Below are 15,521 nucleotides of genomic sequence, written 5' to 3' on the forward strand. Positions count from 1 at the left end.
CCCCTATTCAAATTCATCCCAGCCGTCCAGCTGACGTCGCTCCTGCTGCATCTCACGCTGGAAAATCTCCTCCAGCTCGCGGCGCGCTTCACGCACGCGGGAGATTTGCGCGGTATCGGAATGTACCGGCATCAGTTCACGCAGCATGCGCATATCAAGACGGCGGAAGTGCAGCTGCGCACGCTGTGCCTGATGGGGATGCATCCCCAGAGACACCAGCGTTTTGCGGCCTAATTCCAGCGCGCTGGAGAACGTTTCACGCGAGAAGCGCGTCACGCCCGCCTGCAATAACTCATGGGCCTCAACGCGCCCCCGCGCCCGTGCAAGAATATGCAGGTGCGGAAAATGCTGCTGACACAGCTCGACCAGCTTCATCGTGTCTTCTGGCTCATTACAGGTGATCACAATCGACTCTGCCGCTTCAGCGCCTGCGGAACGCAGCAGCTCAAGCTGAGTCGCATCGCCGTAATACACTTTGTAGCCATATTTACGCATCAGGTTGACCGCGCTGATATCACGCTCGAGTACCGTGATCCGCATCTTGTTGGCCATCAGCAAGCGACCAATCACCTGACCAAAACGCCCAAAGCCCACCACAATGACCTGCGGTTTATCGTCTTCCACCCACGGCGTCTCATCCTCGTCTTCCGGCTGGTTGAAGCGGCGCGCAAGCAGCTTATCAATCAGCTTCATCAACAGTGGCGTGGTCATCATGGAGAGCGTTACCGTCACCAGCAGCAGCGCCATCTGGTCATGCTGGAACAGACGCTGAGAAGATGCTGTGGAGAAGAGCACAAAAGCAAACTCTCCCCCCTGGCTCAATACGCCCGCGAACTGCATCCGTTCAGCGCTTCGCAGGCGATACACCCGCGCCAGCGCGTAGAGCACCAGCGTTTTCACCGCCACCAGCACCGCGACGCTCACCACCACCCACAGCAGATGGGTATACAGCACCCCCAGATTCAGGGCCATGCCGACGGAGATAAAGAACAGCCCTAACAGCAGTCCTTTAAACGGATCGATGGCCGTTTCCAGCTCGTGCCGGTACTCACTCTCCGCCAGCAACACGCCGGCAATGAATGTCCCCAGCGCCATCGACAGCCCGAGCGCGTCCATAAACAGCGCGGAACCCAGCACCAGCAACAACGTCGCGGCGGTGAACACTTCGCGCACCCCCGATGCCGCAATAAAGCGAAACACCGGACGTAACAGATAGCGCCCGCCAATCAACATCCCGGCGAAGGCCAACACTTTCATGCCAATCTTCATCCAGTCAAAATGATCGTCGCCCGATCCGGCCAGCAGCGGCACCAGCGCTAACGCCGGGATCACGGCGAGATCCTGGAACAGCAGCACCGAAAAACCAAGCTGTCCCGACTCGTTGCGATTCATGCCTTTATCACGCATCAGCTGAATCGCCATCGCCGTCGAAGACATCGCCAGCCCGATACCACCAATCACTGCCGCCTGCCAGGTGAAGTCGGTCAGCATGAGCAGACCGCCCAGAATCAAGGCGCTGAAAGCGACCTGCGCCGCCCCGACGCCAAAAATAGATTGTCGCAGTTGCCACAGTTTGGCGGGGTTCAGCTCAAGCCCGATGATAAACATCAGGAACACGACGCCCAGCTCAGAGAAATGCAGAATTTCATCCACATCGCTGATAAACCCCAGCCCCCACGGGCCAATAGCAATCCCGGCCAGCAGATATCCCAGTACCGCGCCAATCCCAAGTCGGGCCGCCAGCGGCACAGCGACGACCGCCGCAAACAGGAACAACACACCGGCCAGTAACAGATCCGATCCTTCCATCAGCGGCCTCCGGTGGGAACAGGTGAGGCCAGCCATTCACCGTAGGCTCTGGCATGATTTTCCAGCTCTTGCGGTGGCTGACGACGCGCCCAGTAAACAACGATGGGGCTCATCCATTGCATGCGGCACATAGCCGCCGTTAATTCAAAAGGGCGCAGGATATCGCTCATGGGATAACGGTTCAGACCGTCGTGACGATAAGCGCTCTCTGGCTCACCGGTCGTAATGACACTCCGCCAGTACTTTCCCGCCAGCTGGTTCCCCCCGACACCACTGGAAAAACCCCGGCTTAACACCCGGTCCAGCCACTCTTTCAGTAGCGCCGGACAGCTGTAGGTATAAAGCGGATGCTGGAACACAATCACGTCATGCTGACGCAATAGCTCCTGTTCACGAGGGATATCAATAAAAAAATCAGGATAGTGCGCGTAGAGATCGTGCACCGTCACGTTGCTCTGCTGTTGAGCCGGTTTAAGCAAAACCCGGTTGGCGACCGAGTCCTGGGATTCCGGATGGGCATACAGCAGCAGCACTTTCGCTGTCTGGGACATCATTCCCCTCCCGGGTCGTCATCACTGCCATTTTGGGCTAACATGGCACTCCCGCGCCATGCGCGGTACAACATTTAACTCCATTATAATGACAACTTAACATAGTCGGAACACACGGCGCTCTATGATTGTTTTCTCCTCGTTACAAATTCGTCGCGGCGTACGCGTCCTGCTGGACAACGCTACAGCCACTATTAATCCTGGCCAAAAAGTCGGCCTGGTAGGCAAAAACGGCTGCGGCAAATCCACTCTGCTGTCGCTGCTGAAAAACGAGATGAGCGCCGACGCAGGCAGCTTCACCTATCCGGGTAACTGGCAGTTAGCCTGGGTCAACCAGGAGACGCCAGCCCTGAGCGTCCCCGCTCTCGATTACGTCATTGACGGCGACCGCGAATATCGCAAGCTCGAAGCCGAGCTGAACGCCGCCAACGAGCGCAACGACGGCCACGCCATCGCCACCGTTCACGGTAAGCTGGATGCCATCGACGCCTGGACCATCCGCTCGCGCGCCTCCAGCCTGCTGCACGGTCTGGGCTTCAGCAACGAACAGTTAGAACGCCCGGTGAGCGACTTCTCCGGCGGCTGGCGTATGCGTCTGAACCTGGCGCAAGCGCTGGTCTGCCGCTCTGATTTACTGCTGCTTGATGAACCGACCAACCACCTGGATCTCGATGCGGTGATTTGGCTGGAAAAATGGCTGAAGAGCTATCAGGGCACTCTGATTCTGATTTCCCATGACCGTGACTTCCTCGATCCGGTGGTGGATAAAATCATTCATATCGAACAAGAGTCGATGTTTGAATACACCGGCAACTACAGCTCATTCGAACGCCAGCGCGCCACACGCCTGTCACAACAGCAGGCGATGTACGAAAGCCAACAGCAGCGCGTGGCCCATCTGCAAAGCTTCGTCGATCGCTTCAAAGCCAAGGCGTCTAAAGCCAAGCAGGCGCAAAGCCGCATCAAAATGCTTGAGCGCATGGAGATGATCGCCCCCGCGCATGTCGATAACCCGTTCCATTTCAGTTTCCGTGCGCCAGAGAGCCTGCCCAATCCCCTGTTGAAAATGGAAAAGGTCAGCGCGGGTTATGGCGAGCGTATTATTCTCGACTCGATCAAACTCAATCTGGTGCCGGGTTCACGTATCGGCCTGCTCGGGCGTAACGGCGCGGGTAAATCCACACTGATTAAGCTGCTGGCGGGTGAACTGGATCCGGTCAGCGGAGATATCGGCCTGGCTAAGGGCATCAAGCTCGGCTACTTCGCCCAGCATCAGCTGGAATTTTTACGCGCGGATGAATCGCCGATTCAACACCTGGCGCGTCTCGCCCCGCAGGAGATGGAGCAAAAGCTCCGCGACTATCTCGGCGGTTTTGGCTTCCAGGGCGATAAAGTCACCGAAATCACCGAACGTTTCTCCGGCGGTGAGAAAGCCCGTCTGGTGCTGGCGCTGATCGTCTGGCAACGACCCAACCTGCTGCTGCTCGATGAACCGACCAACCACCTCGATCTCGATATGCGCCAGGCGCTGACCGAAGCGCTGATTGAATTCGAGGGCGCGCTGGTTGTGGTCTCGCACGACAGACACCTGATTCGATCTACCACCGACGATCTCTATCTGGTTCACGATGGCAAAGTGGAACCGTTTGACGGCGATCTGGAAGATTACCAGCAGTGGCTGACCGACGTGCAAAAGCAAGAGAACCAGCCCGCAGACGACGCCAAAGACAACGCCAACAGCGCGCAGGCGCGTAAAGATCAGAAACGCCGCGAAGCAGAACTGCGCACGCAGACTCAGCCGCTGCGAAAAGAGATCACGCGTCTGGAAAAAGAGATGGAGAAACTGCACGCCCAACTCGCAGCCGTTGAAGAAAAACTCGGCGACAGCGAATTGTACGATCAGAGCCGAAAAGCAGAGCTGACCGAGTGTTTACAGCTCCAGGCGAAAAGTAAATCCGGTCTCGAAGAGTGTGAAATGGCATGGCTGGATGCGCAGGAACAGCTGGAAGGAATGCTGCAAAACGACTAAGGCGGTCAGGATTATGAGTATCGACATCACCAGTGATATTACGTTTCGTAAACTCAGTATTTTCATGACCTTTATGGAGAAGGGCAATATTGCCCGTACCGCCGAGGCGCTGGGGTTGAGCGGCGTGAGCGTGCATCGCGCGCTGCACACCCTCGAAGAGAACGTTCGCTGTCCGCTGTTTACTCATAAAGGGCGCAATCTGATTGCCTTACCGTCCGCCTGGACGCTGCTGGAGTATTGCCAGGAGGTGATGCAGGTGATGGAGCGCGGGCTGGAAGAGTCGCGCAAAATTGCCGGTATCGGCCAGGGGCGCCTGCGCGTCGGCACGCTTTACTCGCTGACCATGGAAACCGTCCCGCGGCTGATCATGGGAATGAAGCTGCGTCGCCCGGATCTCGAAATGGATCTGACGATGGGTTCTAACGAAACCCTGCTCCATCTGCTCAACGAGGGATCGCTGGACGCGATCCTGATCTCCCTCTCCGAGAGCGATATTGACCGCAATAGTCTCGAAGTGCTGCCCCTGTTCCACGATGATATTTTTCTTGCCGCGCCCGCGGCGGCAAAACTCAACAGCAACGGTCTGGCCGATCTGCGCGATTATAAAGATCAGAAATTCGTCTCGCTGGCGGAGGGATTTGCCACCTATGCCGGTTTTCAGGATGCGTTCCAGATCGCCGGCTTTGAACCCGAAATCGTCACTCGCGTTAATGACATCTTTTCGATGCTCAGTCTGGTACAGGCAGGGGTGGGATTTACGCTGATGCCGTGCAGAATGAAAAAAGTCTATGAGAATTCGGTACAGTTACTGAAGCTGGCCCAGCCGTACCAGATGCAACAGCTGATCGCGATTGTTTTTGCCCGTAACCGCGAACAAGATCCGAGCCTGCGGGCGCTGGCGGCCGAGGGTCGGATGTATGCCCGCAGTCTGGAACAGAACGCTACTTCCTGAGACGCTGCGCCAGATGAACGGCCACATCAATACCGCTGCGCTCCAGCGAAACAGACTCGCCTTCCCAGGCGGCCTGCCGCGTCAGACAGGTCAGCACGCCGCCTGGCGGCATCTCAATCGCCAGCCGCGCCTCTCGCTCGTTGGCGGAAATAACTGCTTCCTGCCAGCGCACCATCCGCGCCATGTTCAGCGCTAAATCCTCGGCAATCTTTTCCGGCTGCCACAACACGCGCCCGGTGCTGCCACTGAGCCACGCGCAGCGCGGACGCGAAAGCGTTACGCGACGAAAAGCATCAGCCAGTTTTTTAGCGGGCTCTGCCAGCAGTTCACAGTGTGAAGGAACGCTTACCGCCAGCCGATGGGCTTTATTTGCCCCCTTCTCCAGCGCGCGTTTCGCCACCTGCGCCATTCCTGCATCACTGCCGGCAATCACAATCTGCGTTTCAGCATTGAGGTTGGCAATATACGTGCCGGTCCCTTGCGTCAGCTCTTCTACCTGCGACAGCGTCAGCCCAACGATCGCCGTCAGACCATAGCCGTGCGGCCAGGCTTGTTCCATCAGATCGCCACGCAGGGCCACCAGCCTTAGCGCATCGGCAAAATCCAGCGCCCCCGCAACAACGGCAGCGGGATAAGCGCCAATCGAAAGCCCGCTGACAATATCCGGTGACACCCCACGGCGCTCAAGCTCGCGCGCCCATGCCACGCCGGTAATCAGCAGTGAAAGCTGCACTGCCCGGGTATGTTGCAACGCCTCTACGGTGTCCAGGGTGTCAATTTCTGCGCCAAGCACGTCGCGTGCCTGCGCCCGTTCCGTTCCTGGCAGGTCTTTCAGCATGCCCGCATGCTGAGTCCCCTGCCCCGGAAAGGTAAACAGAATTTTCATCACTCCTCCCTGCGCCACGGGTCGACCACCAGGCGCGGCCCACGGCATGTTTTTAGCAGCGTTTTTCCATCGCGTAACCATTCGGCCAGCGCAAATCCGCCCTCCGGCGTATCAACCTGCGTATCCACCCGACACAGGGCCTGGCGGAGTTGACCCTGCCAGCGTTCAAACACTTCCGTCGGCAAAGGCTGTGGGGCGCGGATCAGCAGATCGAGATCGCTGTCGGCATGAATCACCGGAACGCCCGTCGCCAGCGCATAGCCCGTACTGCCCGTCATTCCCCACGTCCAGGGCCATGCCTGCTGCGCCAGCTGAAACGCCACCTGCACGGGCGGCTGGGTGATAAACGGCGAGCGCAGCAGATCGGTCTGTACGCTCAGATCTTCCGGAGACACCACGCGCACGACGTTCTCAGGCTTAACCCAACCGGCCGCCCGCTGATCGCGCTTCAGACCGCGCACGCCAACGGGGATACGTCCTTCACTCTCAACATCACGCCGCACCACCACAGGCAAACCGGTATGCCACACGCCATCCACCCAGGATTCGGTGATACCTTCCAGCGCATCGCGCGCATTAAGCCAGATAAGATCGTGCGGTCGTAATGTTGGAGTCATAATTACATTCCTGATGTCAGCGAAATAAACAGCGGCAGAGACAGGATACACAGGACCGAGCTCAACAGCAGCACCGCTTCTGCATCAGGTGACTGCACGCCAAAGCGGTTGCCGAAGACCACACCAAAGAAACCGGCGGAGAGCGCAATCATCAGGATGGCGGTGATCGCCACGGATCCATGCAGGCCGAAAATCAGCACCAGACCCCAGGCAATGGCAGGCTGAATCAGCAGCTTGGCGATAGTGGCGGTAATCACCATAGTGTTGATCTGCAGCTTACGTGCAGAGAGGATCACCCCGGTCAGGAACAGCGCTGCAGCCGTTGCCGCCAGGCCCAGCGGTTTGATCGCCGCCAATACCAGCTCCGGCATTTTGATGCCGATAGCGGACAAAATCACCCCCAGCAGCGGGCCCATCACAATCGGTTTTTTAATTGAACGCCACATCAGCACCGGGAGCATCGCCAGCGTAGAGCCGCTATTGCCGCCTTCGGCACGCGCTTTCTCGCGCTCCAGAATCAGCAGACAGAACGGGGTCATCAGCACGGAACCGCAGGCGATGGAGACCGCCACAGACAATGAGGTGGATGGCCCTTCACCCAGTACGCTGCCGAGGATCGGCAGCCCCAGCGCGGCATAGTTAGGCAGCGCTACCGTCAGGGTCAGCACGGCGGCATCCTGCGGCGATTTTTTAAAGACCTTAGTGGCCAGGAAATAGATCGCCGCGTAGGTGATCCACATCGCCAGTGTCAGCACCAGAATCAGCGGTGACTGAGCGAGGATCCCGGTCCACGGAGTTTGAACCGTTGCGCTAAAAAGTGCGGCAGGCAGCGCAAAATCCATGACGAAAATATTGAGCAGGGAAACATTTTTGTTATCGACCATCTTTGCCTTACCGGCCCAGAATCCCAGCAGCATGATGACGAAAATCGGTGCAAGAGCATGAACAATTACGTAAGTCATATATCACCTGTAATAAATAAGATTTAGCACTGGCGCGATGATTATTATTTTTCAGGATGCAGCTTCCCGCGCGGGCGCAGCGACAGCGCCCACGGGGTGATACATCTGGCAGGTCTATTGTTCGTTACCAGCTTGCTCGCATACGTTCGCGTACCAGAGCAGAACTGCGGCGGTTATCAGCACCCAGGCGGTTTTTCAGCGTGGTGTCCTGACGGGCGTCATTGATGGCCTGCTGCAGCGTGGTTTTCACCTGCGACAGATCGCTTGCAGAAGGCGCATCCGGATTGCTGATATCCAGCAGGCTGGAGAGCAGCCCCAGGGTGGCGTAGTTACTGATGTCATACGCCATCGGAGGGATCGTGGCTGCCAGTTTTTCCAGCGCCTCAACGGTCCGGAGCGTGATACGCGCGGCGGACTCTTTGCCCATCGCATGGATCAACACGCCTTTGTCGTTGAAGGCAATCAGACGGTTGGCCTGGTAGCCGTGCGCCAGAAATGCGCCGGACATCGCTTTCCCGACGATCAGACCAATCACCGGATGACCGGCCAGACGCGCACTGGCGTACGCCGCAGCCGCACCGGCCAGCGCCTGGTGAATACCGAATGCCTCTTCACGGCGGCCATACGCCTGGCTTGGGACATCAATCACCGCCACAATCGGACGCTTCACGGTTTTATCGGCATCGGCGGCAATGGTTTCATTGACCACTTTTGCCAATGTCCAGCCTTCGAGCAGCCCCACTTCGCCTTGCGCTGCGCGCGGAAAATGGTTGTTGGCATCAGGAACAACGGCCACAAAACGCACCATTTCACCGTTAAGTTCGCTATCTGCGGCCTGGACGGACGGGCATAACCCTTCCAGACGTTTGGCATTCGGCGCGAGTGTTTCCAGCCATAATTCGCCGCGGCTTACTGAGTTAGTCATCATTTCACCTCCCGGGCAAAAAGCGCGTTAATCTGTTCGGTATCCGCCTGTTTGCGGGTGTCGAAATGGCTCAGACGATCCAGATAGTCATCGTAATTATCGGTACGATGTTTTGCCGGAACCCCTTTGGCGATGGCCTCATTCATGGCCTGCTTCACCGCATTCACGCCGTCACCCACCAGCGCATCGACCAGACCGCTCTGATAGCGGATCTCGCCGCCGGTCATGCTCCAGATAAACGGACGATCGCGAGAGTCATACTCTTCAATCCCCGCTTCCTGCTCGATAACCTGCGGGCCGTTCAGACCCAAACGCGCTTCACGGGTCACAATTAAATAGCTGCACAGCGCTGCCGCGATAGACATCCCACCGAAACAGCCCACCGTGCCGGCGACAATCCCGACTACCGGGGTATAGCGACGCAGATCGACAATCGCTGCGTGAATATCCGCAATCGCCGCCAGACCGAGGTTGGCTTCCTGCAAACGCACGCCGCCGGTTTCGAGGCACAGCACCGCCTGAGTCGGAATGCCGTTGCGGTTATCCTCTGCCGCCAGCTCCAGCGCAGCCGCCATTTTGGCACCTGACACTTCACCCATGCTGCCGCCCTGGAATGCGCCTTCGATGGCCACCACCACAGCGGGTTGACCGTTGATGGTGCCTTTAGCCACCACCATGCCGTCGTCCGCCTGCGGAACAATGCCCTGCGCGCCTAGCCACGGCGAAGCAATCTCTTCAAAAGGGTCCAACAGTTCGCGGTAGCTTCCGTCGTCCAGTAGCGCATGCGCCCGCTGACGTGCTTTTAATTCGATAAAACTACGGTCATCACGCATAGCTCACCTCTTCAAATACCTGTTCGATACGAATGCGTGCCACGCCGGGCGTAGCGCCGAAGTCGTGAATGGTCAGCGTCCCGGCGGGCAGGCTGCTCACGGTTTGCAACCGGTTGAACAGCGCTTCCCAGCGACCACGGCTGTTATCGACAGAAGTGGTGATATCAATGGTTAAGGTCTGGCCCTGGTCGGCGGTGAATAACACCTCCATATCGCCGGAGCCGACAACCCCTGCCAACGCCCGGCCGCTTAATGTGCGACTGGCTGGCATGGTCAATGTGATTTTTTCCATAACATCCTCTTAATGCTTTGAATAAGGCGTCTCGACACGGTCGAGGAAAAGCGTGGCGGCGAGCAGATCGGCGGCTCCGCCAGGCGAGGCGTTGAGCGCCAGCATCTGGCGATCGAGAACCGCCAGCGCGCGCTGGCCCGCAGGCAATGCCGTTCCGCCCGCATGCAATACGGCGCGCGCGCCATCCTGCATCACCTCCAGCCCTTCCATTCCGGCGCGCGACAGCACGCAGGTATCGGGAAGCGAAGTCATAATGGCCATCAGCGCATCGAGTCTGGCGTGCGGTTCATCGCTGCCATTCAGACGGCTCAGGCGAAGCTGGGGCAACGCCCGCTGTACCACATGCGGAAAACCCTGCTGCGCTTCTTCACGCGCGCCCGGCACCCGATATCGGCGCGTGGCGCGCAGCCCTTTGCTGAAGACTTTGGGCGCGGCGTCATCCGGCAGTTTCGCCAGCGCCGCCGCCGTCGAGACGATGGCCTGCGCTTTGGCATCGCCGCCCAGCATCGCCACGGCACTCACCAGCAGTCCCAGCGCCCAGATTGCGCCGCGATGGGTGTTCACACCCTGCGTGGCCTCCATCATGCTCTGTTCGCCTTCACGACCCAGTCGCCCGATGGTTTGTCTGAGCGCAATGTCGGCCGGACGCTGCCAGCTTTGCTGCGCCAGCGCCTGAAACGTGGGGGTCAGGCTATGGGCGGATCGCTCCATTAACGCCAGCGAGAGATCGCGGTGCGCGCCGTTCCCCCGACTGTCCACCAGACCGGGTTTCGGGCTTAACCGTGCTTCGTCAATCAGACACTGCGTGGCGGTTCGCGCCAGCCATTCGGCACCGCCTTCAACCTGAATCCGGGGCAGAAGTTTCATTACCAGCTCCGGAATTTCGCAGGTGGGTTGTAAAGTCCGTCAGACCATTCAACCAGGTCAGACACGCTGCCGGCAGCCAGCAGAGAACGCGTCGCGTCGGTACGACGAATACCCATATCTTCCGGATAGACCACTTTGCCGCTCTGGCGCAGCGCGGCGATACGTTTGGCGTCAACACCCAAACCGATATCCGTGATCCCGGCGACCGCGGCGACCATTGCACGGCGCTCTTCGAGATTTTCCGCGCGATACAGGTAGGCGATCCCCTCTTCGGTGAGAACATGGGTCACGTCATCGCCGTAAATCATGACCGGAGCCAGCGGCATCCCGGAACTTTTCGCCACATCAACCGCATCGAGTTTTTCCACGAAGGTCGGTTTAACGCCTGCCTGGAAGGTTTCAACCATCTGCACCACCAGTTTTTTACCGCGCTGCATTGGGTCAGGCTCGGTGATCATATTGAGCCAGGCTGGGGTGGCGTGACGGCGACCGTGCGGATCGTGCCCCATATTCGGCGCGCCGCCGAAGCCAGACAGACGGCCACGGGTGACGGTAGAGGAGTTTGCGAAGGCATCCACCTGCAGGGTAGAACCGATAAACATATCCACCGCATACTGGCCTGCCAGCTGGCAGAAGGCGCGGTTAGAGCGCATGGAGCCGTCAGCGCCGGTAAAGAACACGTCCGGACGCGCACGGATGTACTCTTCCATCCCCAGCTCACCGCCGAAGCAGTGGACGCTTTCGACCCAGCCGCTTTCAATTGCCGGAATTAAGGTTGGGTGAGGATTGAGGGTCCAGTGCTTACAAATTTTGCCTTTCAGGCCAAGCTGTTCACCGTAAGTCGGCAGCAGCAACTCAATGGCCGCAGTGTTAAAACCGATACCGTGGTTGAGGGATTGCACTTGATGTTCCGCGTAGATGCCTTTAATCGCCATCATCGCCATCAGGATGTGTTCTTGTTTGATCAGACGCGGGTCACGGGTAAACAGCGGCTCGATGAAGAAAGGCTTGTCAGCCACGACCACGTAGTCAATCCAGGAGCCGGGAATATCCACGCGCGGCAGATCGCATTCGTCGTCCACCAGCTCATTCACCTGCGCAATCACGATACCGTCGTGGAACGCGGCGGCTTCGACCAGTGCTGGGGTATCTTCGGTACTGGCCCCGGTGTACAAATTACCTTTGCGGTCGGCTTTGAATCCGGCAATCAGCGCCACGTTCGGCGAAAGATCGACGTACAGGCGGGAGTAGAGTTCGATGTAAGTATGAATGGCGCCAATTTCGAGCTGGCCGTCTTCCAGCAGCTGCGAAATACGCAGGCTTTGCGTACCCGAAAACGAGAAATCCAGCTTGCGGGCAATGCCTTTTTCGAAGATATCGAGATGTTCACTGCGGCCCACGCTCGGCATGATCATATGCAGGTCATGAACGATTTGTGGGTTCACCTCTGCCAGCGAGCGGGACAGAAAATCGGCCTGCTTCTGGTTGTTGCCTTCCAGCACGACTTTGTCGCCCGGAGCGATCAGTTTTTCCAGCATCGCGACGAGATCGTCGGTTGGCAGGACCTTGCCTTGCACCGGGACAGAAGCCAGACGGCGCGCTTTTTCGCTGCGTCGAGTGTTCCAGACCCGGGCGGTTTTTTGCCCAGATAACATTATTAACCTCCTGATTCAGCACATCATTCTGATTTGCTTAACGCTGAACAAAGTGTGCGCTCTGGTGAGAAAGGCATCAATTAAGCGTAGAGCGGAATCATTAGCCTGAGAGTAATAATCCAGGTAAAGATTTGTGATCGAGATCAGTTCGCGCAGCCGGAAAACAGGCTAGACGAGACAGAAAGGGCTGAATCAGAGGTAAACACCCCTCGTTTTTCTTAAACAGAGTACACTTCGGCAGGTATAGTAAACGGCTGACAAGAATGAATATCGCATCGTTATGACTCACATCATCCCATCTGACTTCGACATCGCGAGTGACGAAAGCACTGCATTTGTTCCTATGCGCGGTGTGGCTAACCCGCACCTGCAAACCATGCTGCCGAGGCTGCTTCGTCGTCGATTGCAGTTTACCCCTCACTGGCAGCGCCTCGATTTGCCTGACGGCGATTTTGTCGATCTGGCCTGGAGCGAAGATCCTGAACAGGCGAAGCATAAACCGCGTCTGGTGGTGTTTCATGGTCTGGAAGGGAGTCTGCACAGCCCCTACGCCCACGGCTTGATCCATGCGACAAAACAGCGCGGCTGGCTCGGCGTGGTGATGCATTTTCGCGGATGCAGCGGCGAGCCCAATCGCCAGAAACGGATTTACCACTCCGGCGAAACCGAAGACGGGACCTGGTTTTTACGCTGGCTGGCCGACAGTTTTGGCCCCGCGCCAACGGCTGCCGTCGGCTATTCGCTGGGGGGCAACATGCTTGCCTGCCTGCTGGCAAAAGAGAGTGACGATATCCCGCTGGATGCGGCGGTGATTGTCTCTGCGCCCTTTATGCTTGAGCAGTGCAGTTACCATATGGAAAAGGGGTTTTCACGGGTCTATCAGCGCTACCTGCTGAATTTGCTCAAAGCCAATGCGGCGCGTAAGCTCAAAGCCTATCCGGACACGCTGCCAATTAGCCTGCAACAGCTGAAGCGTATGCGCCGTCTGCGTGAATTCGACGATCTGATTACGTCGAAGATCCACGGCTTTGCCGACGCGATAGATTACTATCGTCAGTGTAGCGCCATGCCGTTGCTGAATCAGATCACCAAACCGACGCTGATCATCCATGCCAAAGACGATCCGTTTATGGATCATCACTCCATTCCGGCGCCGGAACATCTGCCCGCCAACGTACAGTATCAACTGACTGAGCATGGCGGCCATGTCGGCTTTATCAGCGGCACATTACGACGGCCAAAAATGTGGCTGGAAGCGCGGATCCCCGACTGGTTAACCCCCTACCTGGAAGGCAAAAAATGATGATTCCCTGGCAGGATCTGGCTCCCGAAACGCTGGATAGCCTGATTGAAAGCTTTGTATTACGCGAGGGCACCGATTATGGTGAACATGAACGTTCGCTTGAGCAAAAGGTCGCCGATGTAAAACGGCAGCTACAAAGTGGCGAGGTGTTGCTGGTGTGGTCTGAACTGCACGAAACCGTCAACATCATGCCGCGCAATCAGTTTCGCGGTTGATTGTTCCATCTTTCCAGTCAGGGAGTTGCTATGTCCGCCAGACATCCGGTTATTGCCGTTACGGGTTCAAGTGGTGCGGGAACCACCACCACCAGCCTCGCTTTTCGCAAGATCTTCGCCCAACTCAATTTGCATGCTGCCGAAGTTGAAGGTGACAGCTTTCACCGCTATACCCGTCCGGAAATGGATATGGCGATTCGCAAGGCCCGCGATTCAGGGAAGCACATCAGCTATTTCGGCCCTGATGCGAACGATTTCGGCCTGCTGGAACAAACCTTTATTGATTACGGCCACACCGGTAAAGGTCAGTCGCGCAAGTATCTGCATACCTACGATGAAGCCGTCCCATGGAACCAGGTTCCGGGTACGTTTACGCCGTGGCAGCCGCTGCCGGAACCCACCGATGTCCTGTTCTACGAAGGATTGCATGGCGGCGTAGTGACACCCCAGCATGACGTGGCGCGCCATGTTGATCTGCTGGTGGGCGTGGTGCCGATTGTCAATCTGGAGTGGATCCAGAAGCTGACCCGTGACATGAGCGAACGCGGCCATTCCCGTGAAGCGGTGATGGATTCTGTCGTGCGCTCAATGGAAGATTACATCAACTATCTGACACCACAGTTTTCACGAACCCACATCAACTTCCAGCGCGTTCCGACGGTGGACACCTCAAACCCGTTCGCAGCAAAAACCATTCCGTCACTGGACGAGAGTTTTGTGGTGATCCACTTCCGCAATCTGGAAGACATTGATTACCCCTGGCTGCTGGCGATGCTGCAGGGCTCATTTATTTCCCACATCAATACATTGGTGGTCCCGGGCGGGAAGATGGGTCTGGCGATGGAGCTGATTATGATGCCGCTGGTGCAGCGACTGATGGAAGGCAAGAAGATCGAGTAACCCTATTCCCTCTCCCCGTGCAGAGGGTCACGATGAGGGCATCGGTGCGCACGATGCCCCATCAGTCAGCCTTCGATCACATCATACGAATGCGTGATTTTCACCGCTTTTTCCAGCATTAACGCCACAGAGCAGTACTTCTCGGCAGAGAGATCGACCGCGCGGGAAACCGCCGCATCCTTCAGATCTTTCCCGGTCACGATAAAGTGCAAATTGATATGCGTGAACAGGCGCGGGGCCTCTTCGCGACGCTCGGAGGTCAGCTTCACTTCGCAGTCCGTCACCTCATGGCGACCCTTTTGCAGAATCGAAACCACGTCGATTGCGCTACAGCCGCCGGCGGCCATCAGCACAACTTCCATCGGGCTTGGCGCTTTATCACCGGAGTTACCATCCATCAAAATCTGGTGTCCGGAAGCGGATTCACCGAGGAACGTTAAACCTTCAACCCATTTCACACGCGCTTGCATATTCATTAACTCCGACGTTGCAATTTTCCGAACAGATTACGCGCGCGTTACAATTCTCGCAACGGAAGACGACCTGCGTCATGCTGAAGCGAGACACCAGGAGACACGCGGCGAAAGCTATGCTAAAACACTCTGGATGCTACAGTAATACATTGACGTTACACATGTATGCAGAGGACATCAAACATTACTGGCTGCGAAACAAAATGACAGCCGCATTCCCAGGTACGGGGAAGAATTCGATTGCAACCCCAG

At 57.3% G+C, this 15,521-nt stretch carries 16 protein-coding genes; 5 read left to right on the forward strand and 11 right to left on the reverse strand.

Annotated features, from left to right (window positions below):
- Positions 1–3 precede the first annotated feature (3 nt).
- Positions 4–1,809 carry a glutathione-regulated potassium-efflux system protein KefB gene (gene kefB / locus SOM82_RS19000; RefSeq protein ID WP_320460952.1) on the reverse strand — a complete coding sequence of 602 codons (1,806 nt, stop codon included), beginning with the start codon at positions 1,807–1,809 and terminating at the stop codon, positions 4–6.
- A complete protein-coding gene (kefG, locus tag SOM82_RS19005) occupies positions 1,809–2,360 on the reverse strand; it encodes a glutathione-regulated potassium-efflux system ancillary protein KefG (protein ID WP_503421177.1) in 552 nt (183 codons plus the stop codon). Before kefG ends, kefB begins: the two co-directional genes overlap by 1 nt.
- 124 nt (positions 2,361–2,484) lie before the next feature.
- Between kefG and SOM82_RS19010 the strand changes: the two genes are divergently transcribed.
- Both SOM82_RS19010 and SOM82_RS19015 read left to right on the forward strand, forming a co-directional pair.
- Positions 2,485–4,389, forward strand: a complete 1,905-nt coding sequence (locus SOM82_RS19010; RefSeq protein ID WP_154127930.1) for an ABC transporter ATP-binding protein — start codon at positions 2,485–2,487, stop codon at positions 4,387–4,389.
- Between the two features lie 13 nt (positions 4,390–4,402).
- Positions 4,403–5,341 carry a LysR family transcriptional regulator gene (locus tag SOM82_RS19015; protein ID WP_320460953.1) on the forward strand — a complete coding sequence of 313 codons (939 nt, stop codon included), beginning with the start codon at positions 4,403–4,405 and terminating at the stop codon, positions 5,339–5,341.
- On the opposite strand, the gene mdcH is transcribed toward SOM82_RS19015, so the two are convergent.
- From mdcH to mdcA, 8 genes are all read right to left on the reverse strand, one after another.
- Positions 5,331–6,227: a malonate decarboxylase subunit epsilon gene (gene mdcH / locus SOM82_RS19020; RefSeq protein WP_320460954.1), complete on the reverse strand. Its 897-nt coding sequence runs from the start codon at positions 6,225–6,227 to the stop codon at positions 5,331–5,333. The two genes, SOM82_RS19015 and mdcH, sit on opposite strands and share 11 nt — an antisense overlap.
- Positions 6,227–6,844, reverse strand: coding sequence for a malonate decarboxylase holo-ACP synthase (locus tag SOM82_RS19025; protein ID WP_320460955.1), 618 nt, complete (start codon positions 6,842–6,844; stop codon positions 6,227–6,229). Before SOM82_RS19025 ends, mdcH begins: the two co-directional genes overlap by 1 nt.
- A gap of 2 nt (positions 6,845–6,846) precedes the next feature.
- Positions 6,847–7,806 carry an AEC family transporter gene (locus tag SOM82_RS19030; protein WP_154127938.1) on the reverse strand — a complete coding sequence of 320 codons (960 nt, stop codon included), beginning with the start codon at positions 7,804–7,806 and terminating at the stop codon, positions 6,847–6,849.
- A gap of 124 nt (positions 7,807–7,930) precedes the next feature.
- Complete coding sequence (mdcE, locus tag SOM82_RS19035; protein ID WP_154128207.1) at positions 7,931–8,731, reverse strand: biotin-independent malonate decarboxylase subunit gamma; 801 nt, start codon at positions 8,729–8,731, stop codon at positions 7,931–7,933.
- Entirely contained in the window at positions 8,731–9,564 is an 834-nt protein-coding gene (locus SOM82_RS19040) for a biotin-independent malonate decarboxylase subunit beta (RefSeq protein ID WP_320460956.1), read from the reverse strand. The genes mdcE and SOM82_RS19040 overlap by 1 nt, the downstream gene beginning before the upstream one ends.
- Positions 9,557–9,856 (reverse strand): malonate decarboxylase acyl carrier protein, encoded by a 300-nt coding sequence (mdcC, locus tag SOM82_RS19045; RefSeq protein WP_154127942.1) that lies wholly within the window; start codon positions 9,854–9,856, stop codon positions 9,557–9,559. The genes SOM82_RS19040 and mdcC overlap by 8 nt, the downstream gene beginning before the upstream one ends.
- Positions 9,857–9,865: 9 nt before the next feature.
- Positions 9,866–10,723, reverse strand: a complete 858-nt coding sequence (locus tag SOM82_RS19050) for a triphosphoribosyl-dephospho-CoA synthase (RefSeq protein ID WP_320460957.1) — start codon at positions 10,721–10,723, stop codon at positions 9,866–9,868.
- Complete coding sequence (mdcA, locus tag SOM82_RS19055; RefSeq protein ID WP_154127946.1) at positions 10,723–12,378, reverse strand: malonate decarboxylase subunit alpha; 1,656 nt, start codon at positions 12,376–12,378, stop codon at positions 10,723–10,725. Before mdcA ends, SOM82_RS19050 begins: the two co-directional genes overlap by 1 nt.
- A gap of 280 nt (positions 12,379–12,658) precedes the next feature.
- Here mdcA and SOM82_RS19060 point away from each other — a divergent pair, with 280 nt between their 5' ends.
- From SOM82_RS19060 to SOM82_RS19070, 3 genes are read left to right on the forward strand one after another with little or no spacing between them, the layout of a single operon-like run.
- Entirely contained in the window at positions 12,659–13,681 is a 1,023-nt protein-coding gene (locus tag SOM82_RS19060; RefSeq protein WP_320460958.1) for a hydrolase, read from the forward strand.
- On the forward strand, positions 13,678–13,896 hold the full coding sequence (locus SOM82_RS19065; protein WP_095283693.1) for a YheU family protein: 219 nt from the start codon (positions 13,678–13,680) through the stop codon (positions 13,894–13,896). The genes SOM82_RS19060 and SOM82_RS19065 overlap by 4 nt, the downstream gene beginning before the upstream one ends.
- A 30-nt stretch (positions 13,897–13,926) precedes the next feature.
- Complete coding sequence (locus tag SOM82_RS19070; RefSeq protein WP_154127950.1) at positions 13,927–14,796, forward strand: phosphoribulokinase; 870 nt, start codon at positions 13,927–13,929, stop codon at positions 14,794–14,796.
- Between the two features lie 65 nt (positions 14,797–14,861).
- On the opposite strand, the gene SOM82_RS19075 is transcribed toward SOM82_RS19070, so the two are convergent.
- The gene (locus tag SOM82_RS19075; protein ID WP_320461031.1) at positions 14,862–15,266 is read right to left on the reverse strand and encodes an OsmC family protein; all 405 of its coding nucleotides are present in this window, start codon (positions 15,264–15,266) and stop codon (positions 14,862–14,864) included.
- Positions 15,267–15,521 lie beyond the last annotated feature (255 nt).

It is taken from the genome of Lelliottia sp. CFBP8978 (assembly GCF_034046055.2).
In the GTDB taxonomy this organism is placed as follows: Bacteria; Pseudomonadota; Gammaproteobacteria; order Enterobacterales; family Enterobacteriaceae; genus Enterobacter.

What these genes read in the sequence shown, in the direction of transcription:
- SOM82_RS19025 (WP_320460955.1), bottom strand. Translation starts at nt 6,844, where the DNA reads ATGACTCCAACATTACGACCGCACGATCTTATCTGGCTTAATGCGCGC.
- SOM82_RS19075 (WP_320461031.1), bottom strand. Translation starts at nt 15,266, where the DNA reads ATGCAAGCGCGTGTGAAATGGGTTGAAGGTTTAACGTTCCTCGGTGAA.
- kefB (WP_320460952.1), bottom strand. Translation starts at nt 1,809, where the DNA reads ATGGAAGGATCGGATCTGTTACTGGCCGGTGTGTTGTTCCTGTTTGCG.
- SOM82_RS19060 (WP_320460958.1), top strand. Translation starts at nt 12,659, where the DNA reads ATGACTCACATCATCCCATCTGACTTCGACATCGCGAGTGACGAAAGC.
- SOM82_RS19040 (WP_320460956.1), bottom strand. Translation starts at nt 9,564, where the DNA reads ATGCGTGATGACCGTAGTTTTATCGAATTAAAAGCACGTCAGCGGGCG.
- mdcH (WP_320460954.1), bottom strand. Translation starts at nt 6,227, where the DNA reads ATGAAAATTCTGTTTACCTTTCCGGGGCAGGGGACTCAGCATGCGGGC.
- SOM82_RS19015 (WP_320460953.1), top strand. Translation starts at nt 4,403, where the DNA reads ATGAGTATCGACATCACCAGTGATATTACGTTTCGTAAACTCAGTATT.
- SOM82_RS19050 (WP_320460957.1), bottom strand. Translation starts at nt 10,723, where the DNA reads ATGAAACTTCTGCCCCGGATTCAGGTTGAAGGCGGTGCCGAATGGCTG.
- mdcA (WP_154127946.1), bottom strand. Translation starts at nt 12,378, where the DNA reads ATGTTATCTGGGCAAAAAACCGCCCGGGTCTGGAACACTCGACGCAGC.
- mdcE (WP_154128207.1), bottom strand. Translation starts at nt 8,731, where the DNA reads ATGACTAACTCAGTAAGCCGCGGCGAATTATGGCTGGAAACACTCGCG.
- SOM82_RS19010 (WP_154127930.1), top strand. Translation starts at nt 2,485, where the DNA reads ATGATTGTTTTCTCCTCGTTACAAATTCGTCGCGGCGTACGCGTCCTG.
- SOM82_RS19065 (WP_095283693.1), top strand. Translation starts at nt 13,678, where the DNA reads ATGATGATTCCCTGGCAGGATCTGGCTCCCGAAACGCTGGATAGCCTG.
- mdcC (WP_154127942.1), bottom strand. Translation starts at nt 9,856, where the DNA reads ATGGAAAAAATCACATTGACCATGCCAGCCAGTCGCACATTAAGCGGC.
- SOM82_RS19030 (WP_154127938.1), bottom strand. Translation starts at nt 7,806, where the DNA reads ATGACTTACGTAATTGTTCATGCTCTTGCACCGATTTTCGTCATCATG.
- SOM82_RS19070 (WP_154127950.1), top strand. Translation starts at nt 13,927, where the DNA reads ATGTCCGCCAGACATCCGGTTATTGCCGTTACGGGTTCAAGTGGTGCG.
- kefG (WP_503421177.1), bottom strand. Translation starts at nt 2,360, where the DNA reads ATGTCCCAGACAGCGAAAGTGCTGCTGCTGTATGCCCATCCGGAATCC.